Origin of the sequence: Burkholderia sp. AU31624 (assembly GCF_020420065.1) — a bacterium.
Lineage (GTDB): Bacteria > Pseudomonadota > Gammaproteobacteria > Burkholderiales > Burkholderiaceae > Burkholderia.
In genome coordinates this window covers 61,973-86,653 of record NZ_JAIZRT010000007.1, presented here as the reverse complement: position 1 = coordinate 86,653, position 24,681 = coordinate 61,973, and the positions used below count along the sequence as shown (strand labels likewise).

Genomic DNA, 24,681 nt, shown 5'->3' with positions numbered 1-24,681 from the left:
GCTCCGGCGTGATCGCGCAGCGTTCTGTGCATCAACGTTCAAACCTGATGTATCGCGGCCCGAGCCGGAGCTTGAGCAGGCGATCGTACCGTAGCGGTAAACGATCAACTCAACGTCTTTGTCGTCCACAGGTGTCCACCTCCCCAATCGGTGGACACCCATGCTCGTTGGTCAGCGCGCCGTGACATCGACGTCGAGAATGGCCCCCTTACGGTCGCTCAACTTCAATTGCTATAGATCAGACCGCGAGCGGCGCCGTTGACGTAAATCCTGCCATACGTGTTCCAGTCGCCGGCCATCACGCCGGAGCCGCCGAATTGGTGGGCGTCATCGTTGAAGCGTGCCCACGTTGCACCCCCATCATCGGAATGGTAAATGCCCCAGACGCCGTTCGATGTGCCTTCCACATAGACCGCGGCCGAGTACGACGAACCGGTCGGTGCCCTGCCCAGGGCGATCACGGTGGCGCCCGGCGTACCATTGGTCGACGCAAAGACGCCGAGCTTCGTCCAGGTTGCCCCCGAGTCCACCGAGTGGTACACGGCCGTGCCGTCGGCCAGCCAGAGATCACCCTCCGCGTTCGGATTGACCACCATCGACGTCTCCCCCCATGCATTCCAGGCCAGGTTCGCGTTCACCGAGCCCTGGCTCAGCGCGAACGTGTGGCCGCCGTCGTTCGAGACGTAGATCTTGCCGCGCTGCCAGCTCCACGGTGCGCCGCCGGAGTCGTACGCATAGACCTTGTTCGGGTTCTTGCGGTCCGCGGCCAGGCGGTAGGCACGCGGGAAGCCGTTCCATGTGGCACCGAACGCCGGCAGGTTGGTCGCCGTCCAGCTGGCGCCATTGTTTGTCGTGTACGACGGCACCGAGTCCGGCGGTGCCCAGGTCACGTTGTTACGGGACGGGACGACCAGGTTGCCCACGTTGCTCTGGCTTGCCGCGGCGCCGGTGGGCAGCGACGCGAACGTCGCCCAGCTATTGCCGCCGTCGCCGGACCAGAAGCCCTTGGTCGCATGGCCGTTGGCGTTGTCGACGCCCGCGGCGGCGATGTACGTCGGATCGGACCATGACATGTCGGCCGAATTGCCGCTGCTCCACGTGTTCAACGGGCCTTTCGTCGGCCTCGTCGAGAGGTCCGTATTGATCCACGTGCCGATGTCGCCGGCGCTGTTGATGAAGTTGTACGACGCGCCGGGCGGCGCCGTGACGAGCGCGAGCGTCACGGTTTCCTCGAGGTTGTCGACCTTGGGGCGCCAGGTTGGCGTGGGCGACGAGGCGTTCATGGTTTCGCAAATGCCGCCGCCGTGGACGTGCATGACGTGATCGCGATTGGCAGGGTCGATGGCGACGCTCTCGACCCAGCCGGCGCAGCCACCCGAGGCAGTGCCGGTATGCGGCATGCCGGCCTCGATCTCGCGCCACGTGCTGCCACCGTCGTCGGATAACTGGATGGTCTTGCTGGTGTCGCTCCAGCCGGTCAGGCCCAGTGCGATGCGCGCGGACGCGCCCAGACCGGAGACGGACAGGCCGCCAAAGCCGTTGCTGTTGGAGCGGTTGAGCAGCGTCCAGTTGCTGTCGTTGCTTCCGCCGAACTTGTAGAGATAGCTCGGTCCGCCGATGCCCTGGCCGACGCCCGCGTTGAACACCACGTAGAAGTTGCCGTCGGACGTGCGCACGACGTGCGGGATGTAGTAGCCGGACACCGTCGGCGGGACAGGCACCGGCGTCCACGAGAAGCCGCCGTTGGTGGACTTGTACAGGGTCGACGTCAGGCCCGCCGCGTTGGCGTAATCCGGGGCGACGGTGGCCCACATGATCCAGGTCGGCTGGCCGCTGCCCTTGCCCGACGTATCGAAGATCACCTGTTCGACGCCGATCGGGGAACTGCCGCCGCTGATCGTGGTGGAGGACAGACCGGTGACCTGCGTCCAGGTGCGGCCCGAATCGGCACTCTTCCACAGGCCGGCCGTGCGCGATCCGTAGAACAGCGTCGACGGATTGTTGGGGTCGACCTGCAGGCGCTCGCCCGTGGCGCGGCCGTTGTCGTTGCCGCCCACCGGGAACGGCAGGTCGTAGTGCGTCCAGGTGTCGCCGCGGTTGCTCGAGATGTAGATGCGGCCGTTGTGACCCTGCGTCACGGTAATGCCGGTCACCATGTAGACGAGCTGATCGTTGTTCGGGTCGAGCGCGAGGCTTTCGACGCCGTGGAAATCGCCCTCGCCCGAGCCGAAACCGATGCCGTCGGTGATGGGCGTCCACGTCGAGTTGGTCGCGTTCCAGCGGTACGCGCCGCCAACGTCGGTACGTGCGTACAGCAGGCTCGCGTTGACGGGATGGTAGATCAGGCCGGTCACATAGCCGCCGCCACCCCACTTGACGCTGGTCCAGCTGGCCGCCGGCAGGTTGCTGCCGCTGCCATTTCCGCCGATCTGGCTACGATTGGCGCCCGCATGGGTCACACCTGTCGTGCTATCGGATCCGTCGCCACAGCCCCATAACGCACACGCGATCGCCGCAGCGGCAATCCATCGTTGAGAAAACACGGTCATCGGAAGTCCTTAAAGAAAGAGGTCCATCGCAAGGCCCGCCGTCGGGCCCTGCGTGATCAACTCGTCATGAGCGACGCAATCTGCGCAGCGTTGAGCGCACCGCGATAGAGGCGGAAATCGTCGATCAGGCCGTGGAACGTGGCGTCGGCACTGTATTGCGATTTGCCCAGCCAGTTCTGCGTGGTACTGCCCAAGCGGAACGGCGCCTGGAACATCGCCGTGTTGGTGCTGACGGGCGTGCCGTCCACGTAGATCGTGCCGGTCGAACCCGATAGCGTGACGGCCACATGCACCCATCGCTTGCTCGGCAGCTCGGTGGGGGCGTCGATGATCTGCTCCGGCGGGCCGTCACCGGGGCCGTTGGCTGTCATCGCGAAGCGCATGCCGGCCCAGCCGTTGCGCAACTGCGCGCGCGGCGTGAACATCATGTAGCGGTGGAAGCCCGTGCCGAAGTCGAACAGGCGTGCCCACGTTTGCGCGCCGTTCCAGAACACCCAGGAGGCGATGGTGAAGTCCGACACGTCGACCAGCAAATCGTCGGGCAACGCGACATACGCGCCCGAGCCGTTGAGCGAGACCGCGTTACCGCTGTGCCCCGCTGCCCACGTTGCGCCGTTGAGCGTGCCATTGCGCCTGTTGCCCGAGCTATCGGCGGCCGTGGTGCCGCTGCCTTCGTCAAACGTGAGGTGCGTGAGCAACTGCTGCGCCGTGATCACTTTCACTTCGTTGGAGGGCGCCGATTCACCCGCAATCGTTTGCGCTGTCACGACGTAAAAATACGTGCCGGCAGCGGCTGGCAGATCCGTATAGGTCAGCAGATCGGTGATCCCGCTCTGAATGGTTTTGTACGGCCCGCCGGCAATGGTGGCGCGCTTCACGTTGTAGCTGACGGCGTTGCTGCTGCCCCACCATGACAGCACCGCCTTGCCCGCGCTCGCGTAGCCGGTCAGGCCGGTCGGCGTGGCGGCGGGGGTGCCCGGGTCGAGCGTGCAAGTGAGCGTGCCGTAGCCAAGCTGATCGAAGCCGCCACTGTTGGGACCATAGTTGCCGCCGCCACCTTCCGGTGCCACCAGTTCGGCAGCGCGCTTGGTATAAGGCGCCGCCAGACCTTTGCGGTTGATGTAATGGTTGGCCACCAATGCCCAGCAGGGCCGCCCCAGCGCGTCGCCTCGCCCACCGGCGGCGAACTGCGTCTGGGTGACGCCGGCGCTGTTCTGGTACGTGACGAAAGGCACCGTGTAGAACGCGCCGCCGGCCTGCTTCAGGTTGGCCTTGGCCACGTATTCCGCGCCCGCCAGAAAGCGATTGTTGTCATAGCCGTACAGGTCGATGCCCTGATTCCACGCCATCTCGCAAATGGCGCCCGTCAATGCAATGCCGAGCGTGCTGTGGCCCTGGTCCCGGCCGGCTTCCTGCCATTGCCCGAGGTTGCCGGGGTGCAGGTAGTACACGGCTTGCCGGATGCAGCCGTTACTGCCGCCGGTCTTGAAATGGGTGACGGCCTCGTTGACGAGCCCGGCATCGTCGCACAGCACGCCGATGGCCAGGATGCACGCGATGTTGGCCAGGCCCCAGTTGGCCCAGTAGTGCGTGTCCATCGCGGTGTCGATACGGGTCAGGAAAGCGTGACTGACCGGGTAGAAGACATCGCGCATCATGGCCTGAAACGCGGCAAGCCCGGCCGGACTCCAGCCGCTGTAGCCGCGCATGATTTCGGCTGCGTTGGCGAACTCGTAGCCGTAGATGCCGGCGGCGAGCGCCACGTCGCTGCCGCCAAGCGTCGTCAGCTTCGCGGCCCACTGGTCCAGATACTCCACGGCTTTGTCGGCGTAGCGTGTGTCGTCCGACACCTTCCAGCGCAGCGCGTCGCCATAGGCGGCGGCGATATCGTTGTAGAGCGCGCCGTAGTTCTGACCATGCGTGGGATCATTGCCGCGATAGATGCCGACCTGCGGGTTCGGCTTATTCGTCAGGCGCGTGTGACCGTTGGCGACGAGCACGTTCCAGCTGTCGATCCACGGGGACGCGTGGGCGCCGACTTTAGCGCGCATGCGTTCGAAATCCGCGGCGGTATGCAGCAAGCCGGGATGCGTGAAGGCGCTGGTTTGGGCAGTGCCTGCCGACGTCGCGCCTGCATCGATACCGTCCGGAGCTGGAGCACCTCGGGACGCCTGACCGATGCCGTTCGCCGATGGTCGCTCACCGTCTGTCACCACGTCGCTTCCGTCGCCGCCACATCCGGCCAGAAGCGCTGCACCGAGCCCCATCACGAAATGGCGTCGTGCAATATTCTCGATGTCGCCGAGTGGGACGATTTCCTCGGATGGCATCGTCGATGCTCCGTTGTCTCGCATGTTGGGATCCCCAGTTATTTAGCTATGGTCGAAGCGAAAAAATGTACGAACCGTTCCGTATTCATCAGGAACGCGTAGCATTCTATCCAGTGCGACAGGGTGGTAATCAAGCGAAAAAAAACATATTCACTCATGACACGCATTTGTCACATCGGTGATGGAAGAACCGAGGGACACGCGAAGCGGCTGGGCGCCGCCATGGAACGGAACAAAGTCGAGCCTGGGCATGATCCGTTGTCCGTAGCGCGCTCACTGCGGAGCACGCCCCCTCGAATCCGACGCCCCACCTGCCGATAGAAGTGCGGCGTTGACGGCTGCGGCCGCCCGTGCACGCGCCGGATCAATCGTCCGACAGATGTCGGCCAACCGGATAGGGGACAAGGTCGGTCGTCTGGTCGGATTGCAGAAATCGGCAGCGCTGCGTGCCCGCACGGGCCACGTTACCGGGAATCCCGACAACGGCGAAACCACGGCGGCCTCCCAACGCTCTCCGCGCCCCCGCTCGGGTCAGTCGATGCGTCACCGGTTCGCTGCACGCGGCTGTCACGGAAGCGAGGTTGATATAGCGAGTCATGTGCCGTAGATCGCCGCGGCCGAACTGGCATCTCTTGCCTCGCCAGGAATGCGCCGCCCTCCGTGCATCAACGTCCGAACCTGATGTATCGTGGCGCGAAGCGTGCGCGTCGCTTCGCCCGTGCGGAAGGTCATCCATTCCATGACCGCCTGCCCCCGGCGACAGCGCCCGCACGATCCTGCGCAACACGAAAGGCCGTCCGGCGCCCGTGCGGGCCCGGCCAGGCCTCGTTCACCCGTCCGGAACCCGTCGCCATGAAAAAGCTTGTCAACCGCCCGTCCGATGTCGTGCGAGAAATGCTGGAAGGCATCGCACGGCAGTCGCCGCATGTCGCGATCCTCGGCGACGAGCACGTGCTCGTCCGCCAGCCGCTGCCCGAGCCCGCGCAGCGCCCCGTCGCCGTCCTCTCCGGCGGCGGCAGCGGCCACGAGCCCGCACACGGCGGCTATGTCGGCGAAGGGATGCTGAGCGCGGCCGTCTGCGGCGAAGTGTTCACGTCGCCGTCCACCGACGCCGTGCTCGCCGCGATCCGCGCGAGCGCCGGCCCGAACGGCGCGTTGCTGATCGTGAAGAACTACACCGGCGACCGGCTCAATTTCGGGCTTGCCGCCGAACTCGCGCGCGCCGAAGGCATTCCGGTCGAGACGGTCATCGTCGCCGACGACGTGTCGCTGCGCGGCCGCGTCGAGCGTGGCCAGCGGCGCGGGATCGCCGGCACCGTGCTGATCCACAAGCTCGCCGGCGCGGCCGCCGCGCGCGGGCTGCCGCTCGCCCGCGTCGCTGCGATCGCGCGCGACGCGGCGACCGAACTCGGCACGATGGGCGTCGCGCTCGACGGCTGCACGATCCCGGGCGCCGACAAGTCGGGCTTCAGCCTCGGCGATCACGAAATCGAACTCGGCCTCGGCATCCATGGCGAGAAAGGCGTCGAACGCCGCGCGCCGCTGCCGGCCGATGCGCTGGTCGACACGCTGCTGTCGAGCATCGTCGCCGATCTCGTGCTCGACCGCGGCGAACGCGTCGCGCTGTTCGTCAACGGCCTCGGCGCGACGCCGGACATGGAACTCGCGATCGTGCTGCGCGCCGCGCACGACAACCTGCACCGGCGCGGCATCGTCGTCGCACGCGCGTGGGCCGGCACGTTCCTGTCGGCGCTGAACATGCCCGGCTGCTCGATCTCGGTGCTGCGGCTGAACGACGAACGCGCGGTGCTGCTCGACGCGCCGACGCAGGCGCGCGCATGGCCGGGCGGCGGCGCGGTGAATACGCAGATCCGCGTGGCCTCGGCCGCCGTGCAGGAAGCGCCGTTGCCGCCGCTCGATGCGGCCGGCCGCGCGTGGGCCGCGCGCCTGCAACCGGCGCTGCACGCGGTCGCGCAGACGCTGATCGATCACGAGCAGACGCTGACCGACCTCGACGCGGCGGCCGGCGACGGCGATCTCGGCGCGAGCATGCTGCGCGCCGCGCAGGCGATCCTCGCGCTGCCGGAAGCCGCGTACGGCACGCCGGCCGGCGCACTCTCGGCGCTCGGCGCCGCGTTGCGCCGCGCGATCGCCGGCAGCTCCGGCCCGTTCTATGCGACGGCGCTGCTGCGCGCGTCGCGCCGGCTGGCCGATGTCGCCGAGCCGTCGGCGCGCGACTGGGCCGCGGCGTTCCGCGGCGCGGTGGATTCGATCAGCGAACTGGGCGGCGCGCACGCCGGCGACCGCACGATGCTCGATGCGCTGGTCCCGGCCGTCGCGGCATTCGAGCGGGCGCTCGACAACGATCGCGATCCCGCGGGTGCGTGGGCCGCGGCGGTCGAAGCCGCCGAGCACGGCGCGCAGGAAACCGCACGCATGACGCCGCGCGCCGGGCGCGCAAGCTATCTCGGCGAACGCGCGATCGGCACGCCGGACGGCGGCGCGGTGGCGGTGTCGTATTGGCTGCGTGCGTTGCAGGCGCACATCGGGTGATCGTGGGAGGCGCGACAGCAGCGTCGCGTCTTCAATGCATCGGCACGCAAGACACGATGTCGCGTCACGTGCCGATGCCGCGGATCGTCGCGATGCCGGGCATCGTCACCTCGGTCGACCTCCGCATCGAGCGTCCGCAATCCATCAGCGCGTCTTCGTCCGCCCGGGCAACCATGCCGCGCCGACCGCCGCTGCAGCGAAACTCGCGAGCCAGCACCAGTAGCCGATCGCGTCGAGATGCACGGGTTCGACGTTCCCTGCTTCGTCGACGGCAATCTGGTGCTGCGACAGGAAGCTCATCCCGAACAGCAGCGCCAGACCAGCCAGCACGACCGCCTGCGCGCGATGGCGCTTCACGGTCAGCAGCCAGGCGGCAAACACGAGCGGATTCGCGAGCCATGCATAGATGCCGGCGAGCACGCCCATCCAGCCCGTCAACAGCACCTGCCAGCCGTCGGCCCATGGATGCGGGGCCGGTGCGCCGGTGCGGAACGGCGCGGTGAACATGGCGACAAGATAAAGCGCGACGCTGATCGCGAGCAGCACGGTTGCGGCGCGACCCATCGACGGGCGAACGGGCGCGGTGGCGGGAGTCGAAGGTTTCATCGGCGGGACGGGCGTCCGGCGTCGCGGCGCGCCGCCGGACACACCCGATGCACGTCGCTCAGACGCCTTCGACCAGCACGGCGCGATAGCGCGCGCCCTTGAAGCGGTGCTGGGCGACGGCCTGGTATTCCGGGCCGTGATACCACGCGTGCGCGGCTTCCTTCGACGGGAACTCGACGATCACGACGCCTTCCGGGCCTTCGCCCTCGAGCGTTTCCTGCGGCCCGTAGGCCGCGAGCACCTTCACCGGATGCCCGGCGAGCGTCGCGCCGACCTTGCTCTGGTAGAGGTCGAATTCCTGCTGGTCCTGCATGCTTTCCCGTGTAAACACGATGTAGGTTGCCAAGATACGTGCTCCTGATGCGATGCGTGGAAGGGGGCCGGATGCGCGCGGTGCCGTTCGGAACACCGCACTGGCCGCACAAGCCGCAGCCGCACCCATAGCGGCGCGGGCAGTGTGCAGATTACAGGGGTTCTGCCAAACGCGCCGACCCTGCCCGCTCACGCTTTCGCATCGAACCGGTACAGCGCCGCCGGCGTATCGACCAGCACCTGCCGGCGCCCGGCCTCGTCCGGCAGCAACGTCTCCATGTACCGGTACGCGAGCGCATCGTCGACCGCGCCCTCGTACCCGACATGCGGCCAGTCGCTGCCCCACAGCAGCCGTTCGGCACCGAACGCTTCGCGCACCGCACGCATCGCGGTCAGGCCGGACGCCTGCCAGCGATCGGCACGGTCGTTCCGGTACGCGCCCGACACCTTGACCCACACGCGCCGGCTCGCCGCCGTCGTCAGCAGATAGCGGAAGCCCGGATCGTCGATCCCGAGCCGCGGGTCGGGCCGCCCGAAATGGTCGAGCGAGACATCGACGCCCGCGTCGAGCAGCGGCGGCATCAGCACCGGCAGGCGCGCGGCTTCCGCATGCAGCTCGACCTGCCAGCCGTACCGGCGCAGAAGCGGCAGCAACGCGCGCCACGCCGCGCCCGCGAAATCCGGATCGCGTTCGCCGATCAGGTTCAGCCGGATGCCGCGCACGCCGAGCGGCGTCCATGCGGCGACCTGCTCGGCATCGCGCGCGGGGTCGATCACGACGATGCCGCGCAAGCGCGCGGGCTGCGCGCGCAGCGCGGCGAGCAGATAGCGGTTGTCGGTGCCGAGAAAGCTCGGCTGGATCAGCACGCCGTTCGACATGTCGTGCCGATCGAGCATCGCGAGGTACTGGTCGAGCGACGCGTCGTACGCGATCGTGTAGCGATGGCCCGGCACGAGCGGCAGCGATTTCAGGAATATGTGCGCGTGGGTGTCGACGCCGGTGATCGTGCGCGTGCCGGTGATCGCACCGGCGCATCCGCCGAGCACCTCGGCCATCGCGAGTCCGACGAGTGCGCGATTGAACGAGCGCCTCGAAATCATGGGGGTCTCCTGTCTTGTTGGTTATTCTGCACGGCGGGCCATGCGGGCCGCGCCGGCTGCGTCGCGGCGTGTCAGCCTACATCGCACGCGCGACGATGAAAATCGGCACGAACGACAGCACCGTCGACAGCGCGACGACGAATGCCATCAGCCGGTGGTTGCCGCCGTACTGCGTGGACAGCACATACGAATTGCTCGCGCACGGCAGCACCGAATAGAGCAGGATCAGGTTCCCGGACAGCGGCGACACCGCGAACGCCTTCGTCGCGGTCAGCGCGAGCAGCGGAAACCCGACCAGCCGGATCGCGGTGGTCACGAGCCCCGCCCGCACGAGCGCCGCTTCCTTGCGCGGCAACGGCAGCCGCAGCGCGGCGCCGACGCAGATCAGGCTCAACGGCAACGCGGCGCCGCCGAGCACGTCGACGGTCTGGTCCAGCGCGGCGGGCAACCGCCAGCCGGTCAGGTTCAGCACGATCCCGAACGCGCTCGCGACGATCAGCGGATTCGCCGCCACCTTGCCGACGATCCCCACGAGCCCGCGGCCGCCGGCCTGGCCATGCTCGAACGACAGCAGCACGAGCGTGTTCGAGATCGCGACCATGTACGCGACGACCACCGCCGCGATCCCGTAATCCGCAGGGCTCAGCAACCCCGACGCGACCGACAGGAAGATGTAGCTGTTGAAGCGGATCGAGCCCTGGACGATCGACGTGAACGACGCATGCGGCACCGCGCACAGCCGGCAGCCGAGCACGACGGCGGCCAGCACCGCGAGCGTGAGGCCCGTCAGCAGCAGGATCGTCGACTTCGACGACGCATCGAGCGGCCCGGCCAGTCCGATCGAATGCACGAGGAACGCGGGAAACAGCACGTAATGGGTCAGTTTCTCGGCGGACGGCCAGAATGCCGCATCGACCAGCGCGATGCGACGCACCGCGACGCCGATACAGATCAGTGCGAAGGCGGGTGCGACGGCAACCCAGGCGAGTTCGGTATGCATGGCTGAACAGGTTCGGTGAAGGAGGAAACCAGTGAATCGGCGCGTTCGAGAAGCGGCGGCTCGGGCGCGGTCGTGTCCGGATCGGGGTCGAACGGCAACCCGACGGCGGCGAGCGCTTCATACGCGAGCGCCGGTGCGAAACGCACGCCGGAGCCCGACGCGCCCGCCACCGCGCAGCCGTTTCGGCCGATCGGTGTGACCCGGGGATTGCGGTCGGTCGTGTAGCCGTCCACCGCCACGCGCGCGGCGAGGTGCGCGTCGCGCAGGCCCGGAAAATGACGCGCGAGCAGCCCCTGTGCCAGTGCGCGCTCGTCGGCGCTCGGCGCGACGCGCGCGCCGGCGGCGCACCCCCATGCGTGCGACGTGATGCTCAGCAACCAGCCGCGCCGCGCGTGCACCGGCGCGAGAAACGCCTGTGCGTCCGGCAGGTAGACGACCGGCGAGTCCGGTGCCGGCGGCAATGCGCGCCCGTCGACATCGAATGCGACGATCTTCTTCGTGACGATGTCCGGTCGCGCTTCGCCGCGCGCGTCGTCGTCGGCTTCGCCATCGACGGCCGGCCACGGGCCGCTCGCGCGGACGAGCCGGTCGGCGTGCAGCGTCACGCCGTTGGCCACGAGGGTCCAGCCGCCGGCATGGCGCGTCACGTGTGTAACCGGCGCGTCGAAACGCGCGACGGCGCGCGCGCCCGTCAGGTAGTGCGCGACCAGCCGGGGCACGTCGACCAGCCATGCACGGCCGGCGCGCCAAAGACGCACGCCGTCGGGCAACGCGCCGAGCAGCGCGTCGCCGGCATCCGGCGTATCGGCCGGCACCGGCGTCGCGAACAGCGGGCCGCCTGCGTTGGATGCGGCCGCAACGAAGGCGAACGGCGCGTCGCGCACGCAGCGTCCGGCCCGCGCCCACGCGCCGTAATACGCGTTCGCGACCTGCGATCGCGCACGCCGTTCGCCGATGCCGCAAAACGGCGTGACGACGCCCGCCGACAGCGCCGTCGCGGTCTGCACGAACGGCCGCGCATCGAACACGGCGATGCGCAGCGCACCCGCATGCCGCGCCGCCACGTGCGCGATCGTCGCGCCCGTCACGCCCGCGCCGACGATCGCGAGATCAACCCGCATCGGCTTGCCACCAGACGGTGCTGATCACGAGCGGCGTCGCGCCGTCGTTCTGCACCTGGTGCGACCGGTGCGATTCGAAATACAGCACGTCGCCGGCGCACACGCGCACGGACTCGCCGTCGTAGGTCAGCCGGCCGCTGCCCTGCGCGATCATCCAGCATTCGCGCACCGCGTGAACATCCAGCCGCGACGTGCAATTCGGCTCGACCGTGAACAGGCCGCCGCGAAACGGAATCTCGCCGTCGCCGAGCCCGGCGAAATCGGCCTGGCGCAGCACGACGCCCGGCACATGCGACTCCGGCGGCAACGCGTCGACATGCGGAAACTTACGCGCGCTCATCGTGCACCTCCTCCCCGACCAGGCCCAGTTCCGCGAGAATCGCGTCGCGGTCGCGATCGAGCGCCGGTGCGGCCCGGCGGGTGGCCGGATCGGGGCAACCCGATATCTTGATCGGCGTCCCCACGAGCCGGTACGGGCCGACATCCGGATCGTCGACGTCGATCAGCATGTTGCGCGCGGCCGTCTGCGGATGGACGACCGCCTGGTCGACACGGTTGATCGGGCCGGCCGGCAGCCCCGCACGCGCGAACCGCTCGCACCAGTGCTCGACGTCGTGCGCCGCCAGCAGGTCGTTGAGCGTGCGTTCGAGCTCTGCCTCGTGATCCTTGCGCGCCTCGCCGCCCGCGAAGCGCGGGTCGGCCGCGAGCGCCGGCACGCCGAGCGCGTCGCACAGCAGCCGGAACAGCTTGTCGTTGCCGGCCGCGATGATGAGCGGGCCGTCCGCCGCGCGATAGACGCCGAACGGCGGCGCGATCGCCGGCCGATAACTGCCGACCGGCCCGGTGACTTCACCGGTCGCGAAATAGCGGCCGATGAAATACTCCATCAGCGCGAGCTGGCAGTCGAACATGCCGATGTCGACCTTCGAGCCCTGCCCGGTCCGGCCGCGCCGCACGAGCGCCATCAGCAGCCCGGTCGTCAGGAACAGGCCGGCCGCGAGGTCGCCGATCGACGGCCCGACCCGCACGGGCATGCGCCCGGGCTCGCCGGTCACGCTCATGATCCCGCCGAGCCCCTGGACGATCATGTCGTACGCACGGTGATCCCGAAACGGTCCCGTGTGGCCGAACCCCGATGCGCTACCGTAGATCAGGCGCGGAAAGCGCGCATGCAGCGTGTCCCAGTCGTAGCCGATGCGCGCCATCGTGCCGGGCCGGAAGTTCTCGGTGACGACGTCCGCCTTCTCGAGCAGTGCGTCGAGCACGCGGCGGTCGGCCGGGTCCTTCAGGTCGAGCGCGATGCTCTCCTTGCCGCGATTGAGCGATGCGAAGTAAGCCGACTTGCCGCCGTACCACGGGCCGTACGCGCGTGCATCGTCGCCGGTCGACGGGCGTTCGACCTTGATGACGCGCGCGCCGTGGTCGGCCAGCAGCATCGTGCAGAACGGGCCGGCCAGCACGCGCGTCAGGTCGACGATCACGAGCCCTTCGAGTGCGCCTTCCATCATGCGACCTCCCGCATGCCGGGCGGCAGCACCGCCGCCAGTTCCCCCGCCGTGACCGGATCGAAGCTCGCCAGCGGCGTGACGACCGGCGACGACAGCCGCGCGAAATCGCCCGCGTTCGGTTCGCCGCGCAACCCGAGCGCGCGCCACGCGGTCCGCGCGAGCGCCGGCATCAGCGGGTACGCAAGCAGCGCGAAGCCCTTCGTCCAGCCGTACAGGTCGCCGGCCGCACGCGCGCCGTCGAAGCGCGCACTCCAGCGTTCGACGATCCGGGCCAGCGCGGTCGGGTCGAACGTCGCGAAATCCATCGCGCGCTGCGCGTCGCGCCACGCCGCTTCTGCCGCCCGCGCCGCTTCGTCGGCCGGCGCGCGCGCCGTGAGCGGCCCGCCGATCGCCTCGGCCACATGCCGTTGCACGGTCGCATACGGCCCGTTCACGAACCGGCAGAACGCATCGCGATCGAAGTCGGTGCGCGCGTCGACCGGATTGGTCGACGCGACGAAGAAGCGCACCGCGTCGGACGGTACGCGCGTGCGGGCCGCGAGATCCTCGACCCAGATCGCCCAGCGCAGGCTCGTCGAGAACTTGCGCCCTTCCAGCGTATAGAAATGGTTGATCACGAAGCGGTCGAACGGCTTCGACACGCCGTCGGCCATCGCCATTGCCTGGATCCCGACCAGGTGCGACACGCAGTTGTCGATCCCGAATCCGTTCACGGTGATCACGTCCGAGTCGCGGTCGAACGGGTTCGCGCGCAGCCCGTGCTTGCGCGCATAGAGATCGCCGACGAAACGGATCGCGCCGAACAGCAGGCCATGGCCGAACAGCGTGCGCGGCTCGCCGTTCAGCGCGTACGGCAGCCCCCAGCCGGCATGGCTCGTCATGCGAAAGCGCGCGCCGTCGCGGTCGAGATGGCGGCGCGCGATGTCGACGAACACCGGTGCGGTTTCGGTGCCCGCCAGTTGCGCGACCAGCGCGGCGGGCTCCGCGATGTCGAAGAACAGGTTGTCCTGTTCGCGCATCGCCAGCGTCTCGCCCCAGCGCGCCGACGGTTCTTGCACGTCCTCCGGCTGGAAATGCGCGCCGCAGTCCTCGCAGAAGAATCCCGAGACGTCGCGCGCGCACTGCGGGCACCGGCCGAGCAGGAAACTGCCGGTCACGTAGCACGCGCGCGCGGCCGAATACGGCAGGCGTTCACGCACCGTCGACACGCACCGCTGCGCGACCAGCCGTGCGACGAGCCCGTCGTGCGCGGCGAGGTAGGCGTCGTGATGCGCATCGCCGAGCGGATCGACGAACAGGTCGACGTCGATGTTCATGTCGGCGAGATCGTCGACGATGCCCGCGCAGCTCTGCCGCGCGAGCGCCGCCGCGTCGACGCCGGCCTGCCCGGCGCGCAGCGGGATATAGGAATCGTACGGGTCGCTCGCGCACGCGATGCGCGCGCATTCGCCGCGGCTGCGCAGGTGGCGCGCGAGCATGTCGAGCCGCAGGTACGGGCCCGCGATATGACCCAGGTGCAGGCGCCCGTTCGGCGCCGGCATCGCCGGCACGAGCAGGTAGTGGCGCGGATCGCAGATCGTGTCGATCGCCATGATGGTCTCCGGTTCAGTCCAGCGTGACGGTCACGTCGGCCGCGAGCTCGCGCAGGAGCGCCACGATATCGCGGTCGAGTTCGCACTGCGCGATCAGGTACGCGATCTCGTACGCCTTGAACACGTCCTTCGGCAGCGCCATCTGCGCGCCCTTGCCGGCGACGACCTGCAGGAAACGCAGTTCGGGCCGGCGCCACAGTCGCTCGAAACCTTCGACGCGGGCAATGCGGCCAAGCCCGGGCGGCATCACGATGCGCTGGCCCGCGCGCGTCGACGCCGTGCCGAGCCGGTCGTCGAGCGGGCCGTCGATCGCGCCGCGCGCGAGATCGAGCACCGTGCGATAGGGCGAAAAGCCCGCGACGCTGTACGGGATCAGGTGCGAGTTGATGAACTCGCCGCCGAGTCGGCCGCCGATCTCGAGAATCTTCGGCCCGTCGCGCGTCACCATCACGTCCGCGTGGAACCCGCACCAGTCGATGCCGGTTGCCGCGACGCCCGCGCGCACCATGTCGCGAATGGCCGCCTGCGTGTCGGCCGGCAGCAGCGACGGCGTCACGTTCTCGTACTGGATCGGGATCGACCGGTCGAAGGTCTTGTCGATGATCGCGTTGATCGCGACGCGGCCGTGCGCGACGACGCCGGACACCGAGTGCTCGCTGCCCGTCAGCAGTTCCTCGAGCAGCGCATGATCGCCGTACAGGCTGAACATCTCGCCCTTCTCCGGCGAGTTGTATGCGCGAAATGCGCGATACACCTCGGCGGGGTCGTCGCGCACGTCGACCGGGAAAATGCCGCGGCTGCCGGAGTTGCCGGCCGGCTTCAGCAGCGCGGGCGCGCCGATCCGCTTCAGCGCGGCGGTGAACTCGGCTTCATTGCCGACCACCGCGTAGCGCGGGTTCGCGTTCGGCACCGCGTCCAGCACGCGGCGGGTCGCTGCCTTGTCGCGCACGTTGAGCGCGGCGTCCGGCGCCGTGCCGCGCAGCCCGAGCCGATGCGACAACCGGCTCGCGAGCACGACTTCGAGGTCCTTCCACGCGACGACGCCGGACAGCTCGACGCGACGTTCGCGCAGGTAGTCGAGAATGGTCCGCTCGGCAGCGTCGTAATCGCCGAGCCGGGTCGGAATGATGCCGGCGCAGCCGAACGAGCGGAACGCGTCCGGCGTCGGCGTCGCCACATACAGGTCGAGCCCGAGGCCGCGCGCCGCGTCGATTTCGGCGATCCGCTCGCCCGGAAGCGCGCGCGTGTCGAGATACAGCATGGCCGGTGCATGGGTCATGGCGGTGTGCTCCTGTCAGTTCACGAATTGTTGGGTGGCAGCGTGCGGCGCGTCGCCGTGCGGCCAGTCGACGAAGCCTGGCGGCGTGCCGACTTCGTAGATGGATGCGCCCGCGATCGCATTCGCGATCCGGCCGCTGCGCCACGCGGCGAGACTCAGGTTCGGGTCCGCGATACCGCGTGTCGTGCGCGCGGCGTTCTGGAAGAAAATCCGCGCGGCGCTCGGCCGGTTCCAGCGCACCGCATAGTCGTCGTCGAGCTCCGGCACGCCATTGCGCGTGTGCATCTCGAAGCGCAGCGATTCCAGCGCGCCCGGCATCTGGAATTCGCTCCCCGTCGCGAGCAGCACGACGTCGGCATGCAGCGGCGCGTGCACGCCGGTGCCGTCGTCGACGCTCAGCACGTAGCCGCCGTCCGCGCGATGCAGGTTGGCCATGTTGCGGCCGGGCATCAGCGCGCAATAGCCGGTGCGACCTTCGATGTGCGTGATCTCGTAGAGCCGCTGGTAGATCGCCGTCAGGAGCGGCAGCGTGACACCGTCGCTCGCGAGGCGCTGCGTGTCGAGCGCGTCGCGCTTGCGCTCCGGAGACAGCCGCGAGAAATGTTCGTTGTACTGCGGCACGAACCATTCGTTGACGAATGGCGAATCGTCCATCGGCAGGAAATTCTCGCGCCGGGTCAGCCATGCGACATGCGCGGGCGCCGCATCGCCCGTCAGACCGAGCAGGTGCAGCGCGAGTTCGGCGCCGCTCTGGCCGCCGCCGACGATCGCGACACGCCGGCCGGCGAGCGCCGGCCGCACGGTGCAGAACTGCGACGAATGCAGCACGTCGGTGCCCAGGTGCGGCCGTGCACACGCGGGAAGGGTCGGGCGCAGTCCGACGCCGACGACGAGGTTCGCGGTACGCACGACGCCGTGCGAGGTCGTGACGCGCAGCGCGCCCCCGTCCCGCACGACGCTTTCGACTTCGCAGTCGAACCGCAGGTTGTCGAGCGACGCGCAGACCCATTGCATGTACTGCTCGAACTCGCGGCGGCGCACGGTCGGAAAACGCGCGTTCGCGAACGAGTACAGGCGCTCCGTGCGTTGCAGGAACGCGATGAACGAGTAGCGGCTGCACGGATCCGCCAGCGTCACGAGGTCCTTCAGGAAGCTGGTCGTCAGCGACGAATCGGCGAGCATCAGCCCCGGATGCCAGCGGAACTCGGGCTTGCGCTCGACGAACAGCGAACGCAGGCCGTCCAGCGGCGCCAGCAGCGCCGCCAGGCTCAGGTTGAACGGGCCGACCCCGATCCCGAGCACGTCGACCTCCGCCCCGGTAAGGGCCCGCGGCTTGGCGCCATCGAGCGTCTGAATGTCGAAAGTGTTCATCGCGCCTCCCCGGCACCGGTGATCGAATCGTGAAGAACGGCGCTGCCGGCGTGGCCGAGCACGAGGCCGGCGAGCACCGCGCCGCCACGAACCGCCGTGGCGATCCCGCTGCCGCAATAGCCGCCGCACCAGCCCAGCCGCCCGGCCGTGCCGACATACGGCACACCGTGCGCCGTGAAGCCGAGCGGCGCGGACCACACACGCTCGACGCTCACGTGCCCGAGCGCCGGGAAATACGTCGCCAGCCGCGCGCGCAATGCGGCTTCGGCATCCGCAGGCGGGAGGTCCGGCGCAAGGCCGAGCCGGCTGCCGAACAGCAGTCGCCCGCGGTCGTCGAGCCGGAAGTAGTCCTTGTCGGCGGACAGCGTGCCGTACACGCGCGGCTGCCGCGAAATGCGGCGCTGCATCGCGTCGTCGAGCACGCAGGTCGCGAGCAGGTGCGTGCCGTACCGTTCGAGCGGCGGACGGACGTCGTCCGGCAGCAACGACCACGCGTCCTCCGCGCACACCAGCACGGTGCCGGCGGCGAGCGTCGCATCGTCGAGGTCGAGCGCGGCTGCCTCCGGCGCGAGCCGCAGCGCGTGCACGCGGGCGCCGCGCCGGATCCGCACGCCGAGCCGCGCGGCCCGCATCCGCATCGCATCGCGCAGCGCGCGTGGCCGGATCAGTGCGAAACGCAGGTTCAACAGCCCGGCGATCGCATGCGCCGCACCGGTTTCCTGCGCGACCGCCGGTGCATCGAGCCATGCGACGCGCGCGTCCGGTTGTGCCGCGTAGTGGTCGAACCGGCGCGCCAGCTGCGCCGCCGACGCGTCGTCGCACGCGAGCGTGATGTGGCCCGGATGCGCCCAGCCGCACGCGAGGCCGCGGCTGTCGACGAAGCGCGCCAGATACGCGATCGCCTGCGCCGCCTCGCGCTCGGCGGCCTGCGCCTGCGCGGCCGAACCCGGGCCGCGCGGCAATGCCGGCGCGACGCTCGCGACCGAACCGAAGTTGAATGCGCTCGGGACGTCGCCGGGCGGATCGCCATCGCAAACGTCGACCGTCGCGCCCTGCTCCGCCAGATGGATTGCGGCGGACAACCCCGTATAACCGCCGCCGACGATCGCGACGTCGGCGGTTCGTTTGCCGGGCGCCATCATGCGTGCTCCGGCTGGTGCTGGTGCGCGTCGACGAATGCGCGGTACGGCGCGTCGAAGAAGAACGCGGGATCGCCGTCCGGCGGTTCGAGCTGGTCGAGCCAGCAGGCCGTTGCCGAATACTTCGCGAGGAACGGCCTGCGCAGCCAGCGCGGATCGCGCGCCTGCAGGAAATTCAGCAGGAAGTAGCGCTGCCCGTGCAGGTCGAGCGTGCCGGCGACCTCGACCTTGCCGGGGCCCGCGCTCATCGACGGGCCGCGCGCGCTGCGCGCGAGCCCTGACACCGACGCGATCGCCGTGTTGTAGATGTCGAGCGCTCGCGCGAGCGGCAGCTCGAAATAGGCGCGCGGCCCGGTATCGCGCTCGACGAACATGTAGTACGGCACGATGCCGAGCCGCACCTGCCCGACCCAGTTGCGCCGCCACACGTCGGCGTCGTCGTTGATGTGACGCAGCACCGGCCCCTGCGAGCGGATCACGACGCCGATGCGGCGCAGGTTCGTCACGGCCTGCTCGGCGATCTCCGTCGACAGCTCGCGCCAGTGGTTCAGGTGTGCCATGACCGTCACGTTGCGCCCCGCGTCGACCAGCGTGCGCAGCAGCGCGAGCAGCTCGGGCGTATCCGGATCGCTGACGAAGCGGTACGGCCAGTAGGTCAGCGCCTTCGTGCCGATCCGGATGTTGCCGACATGCTCGAGCCCCGGCTCCAGCAGCGGCGTCAGGTATTCGCGCAAGCGTGCCGCGCTCATCACCATCGGGTCGCCGCCCGTCATCAGCAGGTCGGTCACTTCGCCGTGCGCGCGCAGGTAAGCGTGCAGCCGCGCCGCTTCGCTCGACGCGAATTTCAGCGTTGCATCGCCGACGAACTGCGGCCAGCGGAAGCAGAACGTGCAGTACGCGTGGCAGGTCTGCCCATGGCTCGGAAAGTACAGCACCGTCTGCGCGTACTTGTGCTGGATGCCCGGGCACGGTTCGCCGTCCAGTTCCGGCTCGTTGAGCCGCTGGTCCGCCGGATGCGGGTTCATCCGCGCGCGCAGGCGCCCGACCAGCGCGTCCAGTTCCGCGTGGCGTGCCGCGTCGCGCGACAGCACGGCCAGTCGCTCGAGGTCCTCGGGCGCGAGCATGTCGGGCTGCGGAAACGTCAGCCGGAACAGCGGATCGTCCGGCACACGGGTCCAGTCGATCAGCTGCTCGACCACATAGCGGTTGACCTTGAACGGCAGCACCCGCGCGACCAGCCCGATCTCCTCGCGCATCCGCGGCGGGAGCGCCGCGAGCTGCGGGATGTCGTCCAGCTTCGAGCGGTTGTACGCCTTGAACACCGGATGCACCGGTATCGACTGACGCGGCGGCGCGCCGCCCTGCACGCCATCGCGCGCGGATATCCGTTGGCCCTCGGATAGTTCGATCATTGACTCGACTCCATTTTTTTAGATGTACTAATGTATGTCGTGTGTCTTGCTGCTCGCCGCCGACGGCCAGGCAGCCCGTCGACGTCCTGCAGATACTAGAAGCAATTGCCGAAGCGAAGCATTACCGCCGTGTTATTTATCCATAAGCGTTTCGCATGCTGCTGCGCACCAATTCAGCGCGGCGCGGCGGCGCCCACCGCTGGCCGCGCAGCCCGCACACGCCTGGCAGGATGGGTCTCCGGCATCCGCCAGTACACGACCAGCGAGATCGCCGCGCACGCGGCGACGTACCAGAAGAACATCGTCTCGTTGCCGCTCGCCTTCAGCCGCAGCGCAACGAATTCGGTCGTGCCGCCGAGGATCGCCGTCGTCAGCGCATAAGGCAACCCGACCGCCAGCGCGCGGATCTGCGGCGGAAACAGCTCGGCCTTCACCAGCATGTGCACCGATGTGAACCCGCTCAGCACGACCAGCCCCGCGAAGACCAGCGCGAACGCGGCGAGCGGTTCGTGCGCGTGCCCGAGTGCGGTGAAGATCGGCACCGACAGCAGCGTGCCGCCGATTCCGAACCACAGCAGCACCGGCCGGCGGCCGACGCGGTCCGATACGAGACCGAACAGCGGCTGCAGCGGCATGTACAGCAGCAGCGCAAGCGTGCAGATCCAGGTCGCCGTTTCCTTGTGCAGCCCGACCGAGTTGACGAGGTACTTCTGCATGTAGACCGTGTACGTGTAGAACGCGACGGTGCCGCCGACCGTGATGCCGATCGCGAGCAGCAGCTCGCGCCAGTGTGCCGCGAGGTCGGCCGTCATGCGCGTCTTCGTCGCGCGCGCCCGGCTGGCGATGAACGCGTCGCTCTCCACGACGTTGCGGCGCATGTAGAGTGCGAACAGCGCGAGCACGCCGCCGACGAAGAACGGAATCCGCCAGCCCCAGCGTTCGAGGTCGTGCGTGCCGGCGAAGATCCGTTGCATCGCGAGCATCAGGCCGAGTGCGACGAGCTGTCCGGCGACCACGCTCACCTGCAGGAAGCCGACGTAGAAACCGCGCCGGTTCGGCGGTGCGATCTCGCTCAGGTAAGTCGCGCTGGTGCCGTATTCGCCGCCCATGCTGAGCCCCTGCAGCAGCCGCGCGGCGACGAGCAGCGCCGGCGCGAGCACACCGATCGTCGCGTAGCTGGGCGTGACGGCGATCAGCATCGATCCCGCGCACATCGCGAGCACCGATTTCGTCAGCGCGGCCTTGCGCCCGCGCCGGTCCGCATAGAGGCCGACGAGCCAGCTGCCCGCCGGCCGCGCGACATAGCCGACCGCCGCGATCGCCGCGGTGTTCATCAGCTGCACGGTCGGCCGGTCGGCCGGAAAGAACGCCGGCGCGAAGTAGATCGAGAAGATGCTGTACGCGAGAAAGTCGTACCACTCGATCAGGTTGCCGGCCAGGCCGCCGACGATCGAACCGATGCGCGGCGGCCCGCCTGCCGCCCCGGTGGGGGAAGTTGCCAAGGTTGTCTCCTGTTCGTTCTGGATCGGGCGGCCGGCTTGCGGCCGCCCGTGCCGCACGCGGGCGTTACGGCTGCCGTGCGGCCGCGTAGCGCGCGTCGAGCCCGTCGAAGCGCGCCTTGTCGACGAGCCGCTGCCGTTCGGCGAACGGCGCGACGAGCGCCGGATCCTCGTCGAGCCGGCCCGTGTCGCGCAGCGTCGTCAGGGCCGCCTGCATCCCGCGCACCGCGCCCTGCAGCGCGGCGTTCGCATACAGCACCACGCCATAGCCGAGGCGCGCCAGTTCGTCGCGCGAGCGGGTCGGCGTCTTGCCGCCGATCACGATGTTGATGAGCTGCGGCGTATCGAACAGTGCGGGCAACCGCTCGACGTCTTCCGGCGTGTCCATCGCCTCGATGAACAGCACGTCGGCGCCGGCCGCCGCGTAGCGGTGCGCGCGCTCGATCGCGTCGTCGATGCCGTGCACGGCCGCCGCATCGGTGCGGGCGACGATCAGCAGGTTCGGATCGACGCGCGCGTCGACGGCCGCCTTCAGCTTGCCGACCATTTCCGCGGCCGGGATCACTTCCTTGCCCGCGAAGTGGCCGCATTTCTTCGGCAATACCTGGTCCTCGAGCTGGATCGCGTCCGCGCCGCTGCGCTCGAGCGTGCGCACCGTATGCAGCACGTTCAGCGCGTTGCCGAAACCCGTATCGGCATCGACCATCAGCGGCAGGTCGACGGCGTCGCGCACGCGTGCGGTGTGCTCGGCCAGCTCGCCGAGCCCGACGAAGCCGAGATCCGGCAGGCCGAGCGACATGTTGGTGACACCCGCGCCGCTCAGGTACAGCGCGTCGAAGCCGAGATCGGCGGCGATCCGCGCGCTCAGCGCGTTGAACGTGCCGGCAACGAGCAATCCCTCGCGGGCGGCGATGCTGCGCCGGAACGCGGCGCGACGAAGGGCGGTGTGATCGGTCATGCAGGGCCTCATTGGTCGAAACGGAACAGGGTAAGCGGCGTATCGCGCAGCACGCGCGTGCGCTCGCCGGGGTCGGGCAGCCAGCGTTCGAGCGCCGCGCAGGTCGCGCCGAAATCGACACGCTCGCGATGCTGCGTATGCGGCCAGTCGCTGCCCCACACGAGCCGCTCCGCCGTGAACGCGGCGCGCAGCGCCTGCGCGGCGCCGAGCGCCGCGTCGGTGCCGTCGCCGGCCAGGCTGTTGCGATAGGCGGCCGACAGCTTGACCCACACGCGCCCGGTGTCGGCGAGCGACAGCAGGTGGCGGAAGCCGGGATCGCGCTCGCCGAGCGTCGGCGACGGGCGGCCGAAATGGTCGATCACGAGCGTGCACGACTGCGCGAGCAGGCTCGCGGCGATCGCATCCAGGTCGGCCGCATCGCGATGGATCTCGACATGCCAGCCGAGCGCATTGACGCGCGCGAACAGCGCGCGCCATGCCCGCGTACCGAAGTCCGGAATCGGCAGGCCGACCAGGTTGAGCCGCATGCCCACGACGCCCGCGCGGTCCAGCGCGGCGAGCGCGTCGTCGTCGATCCCCGGATCCACGACCGCGACGCCGCGAAAGCGGCTCGGGTAGCGCCGCAGCACGTCGACGAAGAACGCGTTGTCGGTGCCGAGAAAGCTCGGCTGCACCAGCACTGCATGCGTGATGTCATGCGCGGCGAGATGCGCGACGTACGCGTCCAGCGACGCGTCGTAATCGGGCGCATGGCGCACGACCGGCGCGAGCGGCAGACCGCGCGCAAACACGTGCGCATGCGCGTCGATCGCCGCGACGGCGGCCGCCGATGCGTACCACGCGGTGACATTCGGCACCGATGAAACCGGCTCAACCGGCGGATTCACTGCTCGATCCATGACGACTGCCTGCAAGATGTACCCGGCCCGCATCGCGGGTGACGGGCGACGGAATGAACGAAGGACGAAAACTACAGCGAGGCGCGGGCCTGCACGTCGCCGTCGGCGCCGGGCCCGGCCACCGCGTCGGGCAACCGGCGCCCGCGCGTTTCCGGCAGGAACCACACCGCAATCACGACCAGCCCGTATGCGATGCCCGCATCGATGCCGAGCGCCGTGCCGAGCGGCATCGATGCGCCCATGTGCCCGACCAGCACCGGGAAGCCGGCCGATGCGATGCGGCCGAAGTTGTAGCAGAAGCCGACGCCGCGCCCGCGCACGTTCTGCGGATACAGCTCGTTGAACAGCGTGCCGAGCGTCGCCGGAATGCCGGCCGAGAACAGGCCGAGCGGGAACCCGAGCAGCAGCATCGCGATGTCGTTCAGCGGCAGGAATACGTACAGGTTCACCGTCACCGCGCAACACGCGGCGAACAGCATCACGTTGCGGCGCCGGCCGATCCGGTCCTGCAGATAGGCGCTGACGAAGCAGCCGCAGACGAACGCGACGATCACGACCGCGAGATACGCCCCCGTGCCGAGCACCGACAGGTGCCGCTCGGTCTTCAGGTAGGTCGGCAGCCAGATCGTGATCGCGTGATAGCCGCCGTGCGCGCCGACGCCGATCAGGCCGCCGACGATCGTCGCGCGCAGCACCGAACGGTCGAAGATGCCCACCGTCGGCGCATCGTCCGCGTGCACCCGCGCGGGGTGCGCGCGCGGCGGCTCGGAAATCGCACGGCGGATATACAGCACCAGCAGCGCGGGTAGCGCGCCGATCGCAAACAGCACGCGCCACGCCCATTCGGCCGGCAGCCACGCGAACACGATCATGTACAGCAGCACCGCCGCGCCCCAGCCGAATCCCCACGCGCTCTGCACGACGCCCATCGCCTTGCCGCGATGGCGTGCGCCGACCGTCTCGGCGAGCAGCACCGCGCCCGCCGTCCATTCGCCGCCGAAACCGAGGCCCTGCAGCGCCTTCAGCACAAGCAACTGCTCGAAGTTCTGCGCGAACGCGCTCAGGAACGTGAATGCGGAGAACCAGCACACGGTGATCTGCAGCGCGCGCACGCGCCCGTAGCGATCCGCGATCACGCCGGCCAGCAGGCCGCCCAGCGCGCCCGACACGAGCGTCGCGCCGCCGATCAGGCCGGCCTGCCCCTTGCCGATGCTCCAGGTCGCGAGCAGCGCCGGAATCACGAGGCTGAACATCTGGGTATCGAGGCCGTCGAGCGCCCAGCCGGCAAAGCAGCCGCGCAACGTGCGCCGTTCGGTCGTCGATAGTTCGCGCGTCCAGTTCAACGGAGGTCTCCTCGTGTCGTCGCCGTGCGCCGCGTCGTCGCGCCGCTTACCGGAGGCGCCGCCTGTCTCGGCGACGCTTGATGTGCATCCTATGAATCATTTGGATAAT

General features: G+C 69.1%; 19 protein-coding genes. 1 reads left to right on the top strand and 18 read right to left on the bottom strand.

The features are described 5' to 3' along the window. Positions 1-224 precede the first annotated feature (224 nt). The gene (locus LGM89_RS24955; protein ID WP_226274256.1) at positions 225-2,549 is read right to left on the bottom strand and encodes a dockerin; all 2,325 of its coding nucleotides are present in this window, start codon (positions 2,547-2,549) and stop codon (positions 225-227) included. A 56-nt stretch (positions 2,550-2,605) separates the two neighbouring features. Next, a complete protein-coding gene (locus LGM89_RS24950; protein WP_226274254.1) occupies positions 2,606-4,879 on the bottom strand; it encodes a LamG-like jellyroll fold domain-containing protein in 2,274 nt (757 codons plus the stop codon). 852 nt (positions 4,880-5,731) lie between these two features. Between LGM89_RS24950 and LGM89_RS24945 the strand changes: the two genes are divergently transcribed. Further along, positions 5,732-7,432, top strand: a complete 1,701-nt coding sequence (locus LGM89_RS24945) for a dihydroxyacetone kinase family protein (RefSeq protein ID WP_226274252.1) — start codon at positions 5,732-5,734, stop codon at positions 7,430-7,432. 144 nt (positions 7,433-7,576) lie between these two features. Here the strand turns inward: LGM89_RS24945 and LGM89_RS24940 are convergent, their stop codons facing one another. The 16 genes from LGM89_RS24940 to LGM89_RS24865 form a co-directional block, all read right to left on the bottom strand. Further along, positions 7,577-8,038, bottom strand: a complete 462-nt coding sequence (locus LGM89_RS24940; RefSeq protein WP_144023189.1) for a hypothetical protein — start codon at positions 8,036-8,038, stop codon at positions 7,577-7,579. 58 nt (positions 8,039-8,096) lie between these two features. Continuing rightward, a complete protein-coding gene (locus LGM89_RS24935; RefSeq protein ID WP_039369252.1) occupies positions 8,097-8,384 on the bottom strand; it encodes a DUF1330 domain-containing protein in 288 nt (95 codons plus the stop codon). Between the two features lie 155 nt (positions 8,385-8,539). Continuing rightward, positions 8,540-9,451 carry an amidohydrolase family protein gene (locus LGM89_RS24930; protein WP_089498993.1) on the bottom strand — a complete coding sequence of 304 codons (912 nt, stop codon included), beginning with the start codon at positions 9,449-9,451 and terminating at the stop codon, positions 8,540-8,542. 76 nt (positions 9,452-9,527) lie between these two features. Next, positions 9,528-10,451: an AEC family transporter gene (locus LGM89_RS24925; protein WP_089498994.1), complete on the bottom strand. Its 924-nt coding sequence runs from the start codon at positions 10,449-10,451 to the stop codon at positions 9,528-9,530. Beyond that, positions 10,403-11,572, bottom strand: coding sequence for an NAD(P)/FAD-dependent oxidoreductase (locus tag LGM89_RS24920; RefSeq protein ID WP_226274248.1), 1,170 nt, complete (start codon positions 11,570-11,572; stop codon positions 10,403-10,405). The genes LGM89_RS24925 and LGM89_RS24920 overlap by 49 nt, the downstream gene beginning before the upstream one ends. Further along, positions 11,562-11,912: a cupin domain-containing protein gene (locus LGM89_RS24915; protein WP_226274247.1), complete on the bottom strand. Its 351-nt coding sequence runs from the start codon at positions 11,910-11,912 to the stop codon at positions 11,562-11,564. Before LGM89_RS24915 ends, LGM89_RS24920 begins: the two co-directional genes overlap by 11 nt. Next, complete coding sequence (locus LGM89_RS24910; protein ID WP_089498997.1) at positions 11,899-13,080, bottom strand: CaiB/BaiF CoA transferase family protein; 1,182 nt, start codon at positions 13,078-13,080, stop codon at positions 11,899-11,901. Before LGM89_RS24910 ends, LGM89_RS24915 begins: the two co-directional genes overlap by 14 nt. After that, positions 13,077-14,672: a methionine--tRNA ligase gene (locus tag LGM89_RS24905; RefSeq protein ID WP_226274246.1), complete on the bottom strand. Its 1,596-nt coding sequence runs from the start codon at positions 14,670-14,672 to the stop codon at positions 13,077-13,079. Before LGM89_RS24905 ends, LGM89_RS24910 begins: the two co-directional genes overlap by 4 nt. 13 nt (positions 14,673-14,685) lie before the next feature. After that, a complete protein-coding gene (locus LGM89_RS24900) occupies positions 14,686-15,951 on the bottom strand; it encodes an ATP-grasp domain-containing protein (RefSeq protein WP_226274245.1) in 1,266 nt (421 codons plus the stop codon). A gap of 15 nt (positions 15,952-15,966) precedes the next feature. Next, positions 15,967-17,322, bottom strand: a complete 1,356-nt coding sequence (locus tag LGM89_RS24895) for a lysine N(6)-hydroxylase/L-ornithine N(5)-oxygenase family protein (RefSeq protein ID WP_226274243.1) — start codon at positions 17,320-17,322, stop codon at positions 15,967-15,969. Further along, positions 17,319-18,464, bottom strand: a complete 1,146-nt coding sequence (locus tag LGM89_RS24890; protein WP_226274241.1) for an NAD(P)/FAD-dependent oxidoreductase — start codon at positions 18,462-18,464, stop codon at positions 17,319-17,321. The genes LGM89_RS24895 and LGM89_RS24890 overlap by 4 nt, the downstream gene beginning before the upstream one ends. After that, entirely contained in the window at positions 18,461-19,873 is a 1,413-nt protein-coding gene (locus LGM89_RS24885) for a KamA family radical SAM protein (RefSeq protein ID WP_089499002.1), read from the bottom strand. Before LGM89_RS24885 ends, LGM89_RS24890 begins: the two co-directional genes overlap by 4 nt. 173 nt (positions 19,874-20,046) lie before the next feature. After that, positions 20,047-21,432, bottom strand: coding sequence for an MFS transporter (locus LGM89_RS24880; RefSeq protein ID WP_373452576.1), 1,386 nt, complete (start codon positions 21,430-21,432; stop codon positions 20,047-20,049). Between the two features lie 7 nt (positions 21,433-21,439). Beyond that, complete coding sequence (locus LGM89_RS24875; protein ID WP_089499004.1) at positions 21,440-22,330, bottom strand: isocitrate lyase/PEP mutase family protein; 891 nt, start codon at positions 22,328-22,330, stop codon at positions 21,440-21,442. An 8-nt stretch (positions 22,331-22,338) separates the two neighbouring features. Continuing rightward, the gene (locus LGM89_RS24870; RefSeq protein ID WP_226205264.1) at positions 22,339-23,229 is read right to left on the bottom strand and encodes an amidohydrolase family protein; all 891 of its coding nucleotides are present in this window, start codon (positions 23,227-23,229) and stop codon (positions 22,339-22,341) included. A 71-nt stretch (positions 23,230-23,300) separates the two neighbouring features. Then, positions 23,301-24,572: an MFS transporter gene (locus LGM89_RS24865; RefSeq protein WP_226274239.1), complete on the bottom strand. Its 1,272-nt coding sequence runs from the start codon at positions 24,570-24,572 to the stop codon at positions 23,301-23,303. Positions 24,573-24,681 lie beyond the last annotated feature (109 nt).